At 69.5% G+C, this 5175-nt stretch carries 1 protein-coding gene; it reads right to left on the bottom strand.

What is annotated here, in order from left to right; genetic code table 11:
* On the bottom strand, positions 1-5105 hold a 5105-nt coding region (locus AB0G47_RS40815; protein WP_360781174.1), incomplete at its 3' end, for an amino acid adenylation domain-containing protein.
* Positions 5106-5175: the final 70 nt, after the last annotated feature.

The raw sequence follows: 5175 nt of genomic DNA, 5'->3' as shown, positions 1-5175 counted from the left end.
AGCAGATCCTCCACCTGCTCACGCGACAGCAACGCCTCCGGCCACGCCACACTCACCGACAGATACGGACCATCCGCCCGATCCTCCGTCAACGCGTTCACCGTCAGCACATGACCCATCGGCATCTGCGGATCAGTTCCGCCCTCGATCGACTGAGGTACGGGAACCCACTCGTCAGCGTCGTCGCCGGCGAATCGGCCGAGGTAGTTGAAGACGATCTGGGCAGGGGCCTGCGCCTCCAGGCCCGAAAGGACCGGTGCAGTACGGGGGTTGAGATGACGCAGCAGGCCATAACCCAGACCCCGATCCGGCAGCGACCTCAGGTGCTCCTTCACCCGCTTCACCGCCACACCCAACGCGGCGCCGCCGGTCAGCGCCTCATCCACATCCACACCCGACACATCCACACGCACCGGGAACAGACTCGTGAACCAGCCCACCGTCCGGCTCAGATCAACACCCTCACCGATCTCCTCACGCCCATGCCCCTCCAACTCCACCAACAGCGACGAAGCCGAACCCTCAGCCGTCCACCGACGACGCCAGTCCGCCACAGCCACACCCAGCGTCGCCAGCAGCACGTCATTGACCCCGCCATGGAAAGCAGCCGGGACCCGCGTCAGCAACGGACCCGCCACCTCAGGCGCAAGCTCGACCGACGCCAGCCGCGCCGACGCCCACACATCACGCACCGGATCCAGAACCCGGCCCGACAACGGCGCATCGGGACCCGACAGCACCCTCGACCACAGCGCCAACTCACCCTCACGGACGGGTGCTTGAGCCTCCTCGACCAGACGCCGCGCCCAATCCCGCACCGACGTCCCCACCGCAGGCAACACCACAGCCCGCCCCGCGGCCCGCGCCTCCCACGCACTCACCAGATCCGGCACCAGCACCCGCCACGACACACCATCCACCGCCAGGTGATGCACCACCAACAACAAACGACCCTGACGACCGGCACCCGCGTCGAACCACACCACCTGCACCATCACACCGGACTCAGGAGCAAGCCGCCCCTGCGCAGCCTCAGCCTCCCCCCGCACCACCTCGCCCAACTCGGCATCGGCAACACCCGACACATCCACCCGCACCACACACTCCGACACCGCAACCGAACCGGCCGGCAGCACCTCCAACGACCACTCCGGCACCACACCCAACCGCAACCGCAACGCATCGTGATGATCAACCACCACATCCAGCGCCCCGACCAGACCCTCCAGGTCCAAATCCCCCGGCACCCTCAGCAGCACCGACTGCGCGAACCGGTCAACCGGACCACCACGATCCCGCAACCACCGCACAATCGGCATCAGCTCAACCCCACCGACACCCGAGACCTCAACAGCCGGTCCCGTCACGTCGTCCACCGGCCGCGCCACCGCGGCCAGCCCTGCCACCGACTTCCGCTCGAAGACGTCCCGCGCCGTGAACACCAGCCCCGCAGCACGCCCCCGCGCCACCAACTGGATCGACACAATGGAGTCGCCACCCAGCTCGAAGAATCCGTCGTCCACACCCACCTGCGGCAGGCCGAGCACCTCGGCGAAGACCTTGCAGAGGGTCTCCTCCTCTGCAGTGGCGGGAGCACGCCCCTCACTCGCTGAAGTGAACTCGGGTGCAGGCAACGCCTTACGGTCCACCTTCCCGTTCACCGTCAACGGGATCCCATCCACCACCACAACCGCCGCCGGAACCATGTAATCCGGCAGGAACTCCGCCACCGCAACCCGAATCTGCGACGCATCCACCACCACACCCGGTTCGGAAGGATCGGGGACGACATAGCCCACCAGCCGCCTGTCCCCCGGCCGGTCCTCCCGCACCACCGCAACCGCCTGCAACACCCCCGCACACCGCGACAGCGCCGCCTCCACCTCACCGGTCTCGATGCGGAATCCGCGGACCTTGACCTGGTCGTCGGAGCGGCCGACGAACTCCAGTTCGCCGTCGGCGCTCCACCTCACCACATCGCCCGTGCGGTACATCCGCTCGCCCGGCGCTTCACCGAACGGGCACGCCACGAAGCGTTCCGCGGTCAGTCCGGCACGTCCCACGTAGCCGCGTGCCAGGCCTGCTCCGGCGACATACAGGTCGCCCGGAACGCCGGCCGGCACGGGGCGCAGTCCGTCGTCGAGGACATATGCGCGAAGGTTCGGGATGGCACGGCCGACGACGCTGCGGCCCGCGAGGGCAGTGGCGGATGTGGCGTCCAGGGGCTTGTACGTGACGTGGACCGTCGTCTCGGTGATGCCGTACATGTTCACAAGCTCGGGTCCGCCCTCGGGGTGGCGGGCGTACCAGTCGGTGAGGCGCTCGATGTCCAGGGCCTCACCACCGAACACGACGGTGCGCAAAGCGAGTTGGCGTCCCGCCTCGGGGTTCTGCGCCTCTGCCTGCATGAGCTGGTAGAACGCGGAGGGCGTCTGGTTGAGGACCGTCACCCGCTCCCGTACGAGGAGGTCCAGGAAGTCGAGCGGCGAACGCGAGGTCTCGTAGGAGACCACGACGACCCGGCCGCCGTGCAGCAGCGCGCCCCACAGCTCCCAGACCGAGAAGTCGAAGGCGTAGGAGTGGAAGAGGGTCCACACGTCGTCGCCGTCGAAGGCGTAGGACTCACGGGTGGCCTCGAAGAGGTGGACCACGTTGCTGTGGGGGATGGCGACGCCCTTGGGCCTGCCGGTGGAGCCCGAGGTGTAGATGATGTAGGCCGGGTGGGCGGGTTCGAGCGGGGCGGTACGCTCGGCGTCGGTGAGGTCGCCCGCCGGTCCCGTAGTGGTCAGGGCGGGGTCGTCGACGAGGAGCGTCGGGATGCCGGTGCCGTCCAGGGCCGCGAGCTCGAGGCGTCCGCTGGTGAGCAGGCACACGGGGGCCGCGTCGTCGAGGACGTAGGCGATGCGCTCGGCCGGGTAGTCCGGGTCGATGGGGACGTACGCGCCGCCCGCCTTCAGTACCGCGAGCAGGGCCACGACCAGGTCGGGGGTACGGTCGAGGGCGACCGCGACGAGGCTCTCCGGGCCGACTCCCATGGCGACCAGGCGTCGCGCCAGACGGTTGGCGCGCTGGTTCAGTTCGGCGTAGGTGAGTGTCGTCTCGCCCGGGGTTCCGGGGTCCTCGGAGGCCGGCCGCGAGGTCCCGAACGTCACCGCCACGTTCTGCGGGACGCGGGCCGCCTGCGCCTCGAAGAGGGCAGGAAGCGTGACGGCGGGGATGTCCCGGCCGGGCTCGTTCCATGCGTGGAGGATCCGCTGCCGCTCGCCGTCGGAGACGATCTCGACGTGCCCCACGGGGAGTTCGGGGCGGCGCACCACGGAGGAGAGCACCCTGATCAGCCGCTCGGCGACGGCCTCGACGGTGTGCGGGTCGAACAGGTCGACGGCGTAGTCGATGCGTCCGCTCAGGCCGGCGGGCGCACCGTCGGCATCGAACCGCTCGCCCAGGTCGAAGGAGAGGTCGAACTTGGCGGGCGCGAGGCCCGCGTCGACCGTGGTGGCCCGCAGACCGGGCAGGTCGGCGACCGCGTCGGTGGTGTTCTGCAGGGCCAGCATCACCTGGAACAGCGGGTGGCGCGCCAGGGAGCGTTCCGGTGCGAGGTCGTCCACCAGCCGCTCGAAGGGGACGTCCTGGTGCGCGTAGGCGTCGAGGTTGGCCTCGCGTACGCGCTGGAGCACGTCGTGGAAGGTCGGGTCACCGGTCAGGTCGGTGCGCAGCACCAGTGTGTTCACGAAGAAGCCGACCAGGTCCTCGAGGGACTCGTCGGTACGGCCGGCGATCGGCGAGCCGATGGGGATGTCCTCACCGGCGCCGAGGCGGGACAGCAGGATGGCCAAGGCCGCCTGAACCACCATGAACACACTGGCCCCGTCGGCCTGAGCGAGTTCGGTGATGTCGTGGTGGAGGTCCGCCGGGATCTCCAGCGGGACGGTGGCACCTCGGTAGGAGGCCACCGCGGGCCGGGTGCGGTCCATGGGCAGCTGGATCTCCTGGGGCAGGCCCGCCAGGACCGTGCGCCAGTGGGTGAGTTGGGCCGACATCAGGCTGTCGGGGTCGTCCTCGTCGCCGAGGGCCTCGCGCTGCCACAGGGTGTAGTCGGCGTACTGCATGGGAAGCGGCTCGAAGTCCGGCTGCCGCCGGTCGCGACGGGCTGCGTACGCCGTGGAGAGGTCCCGCAGCAGCGGGCCCATCGACCAGCCGTCGCCGGCGATGTGGTGGATGACGAGGAGAAGTACGTGCTCGTCGGACGCGGTGGTGAACAGCCTTGCCCGCAGCGGTACTTCGGATGCCAGGTCGAAGGTCTGCGCGGCGGCCCGCGCGAGCTGCACGGGCAGCTCATCGGCGTCGGCCTGCGTCACGGGCAGATCGAGGCTCGTTGCATCGGCGTCGAGGATGTCCTGGCAGGGACGACCGTCGGTCATGGGGAAGACGGTGCGCAGCGCCTCGTGGCGTGCGACCACGTCATGCAGTGCCGCCCGCAGCGCCGCCACGTCCAGGGAGCCGGTGAGCCGTAGCGCCATCGGGATGTTGTATGTGGAGCTGGGGCCCTCCAGCTGCCAGAGGAACCACAGGCGCAGCTGCGCGGAGGACAGCGGGAGACGGTCCGGGCGGATGCCGGGGGTGAGGGCGACGCGCGCCTGGTCCGCACCGTCCACGAGCCGGGCCAGTTCCGCCACGGTCGATGCCTCGAACACTGCTCGGATGCCGATCTCGACGCCGAGGTCCGCGCGTACGCGGCTGAGCAGGCGGGTGGCGAGGAGTGAGTTGCCGCCGAGTTCGAAGAATCCGTCGTCCACCCCCACCTGCGGCAGACCCAGCACCTCGGCGAAGATCCCGCACAGGACCTCCTCCTGCGGAGTGGCCGGGGCACGGCCCTCACCCGCCGAACCGAACTCCGGCACCGGCAACGCCTTACGGTCCACCTTCCCGTTCACCGTCAACGGGATCCCATCCAGGACGACCACCGCCGCCGGGACCATGTAATCCGGCAAGAACTCCGCCACCGCAACCCGCAGCCCCGCCACATCCAAAACAGCACCCGACCCCGACGGATCAGGCACCACATACCCCACCAGCCGCCTGTCCCCCGGCCGGTCCTCCCGCACCACCGCAACCGCCTGCAACACCCCCGCACACCGCGACAGCGCCGCCTCCACCTCACCCAACTCAATACGG

This window comes from Streptomyces sp. NPDC021622 (genome assembly GCF_040640795.1).
In the GTDB taxonomy this organism is placed as follows: domain Bacteria; phylum Actinomycetota; class Actinomycetes; order Streptomycetales; family Streptomycetaceae; genus Streptomyces.
The sequence above is the reverse complement of the archived record's forward strand: the minus strand, read 5'-3'. Positions and strand labels throughout refer to the sequence as shown.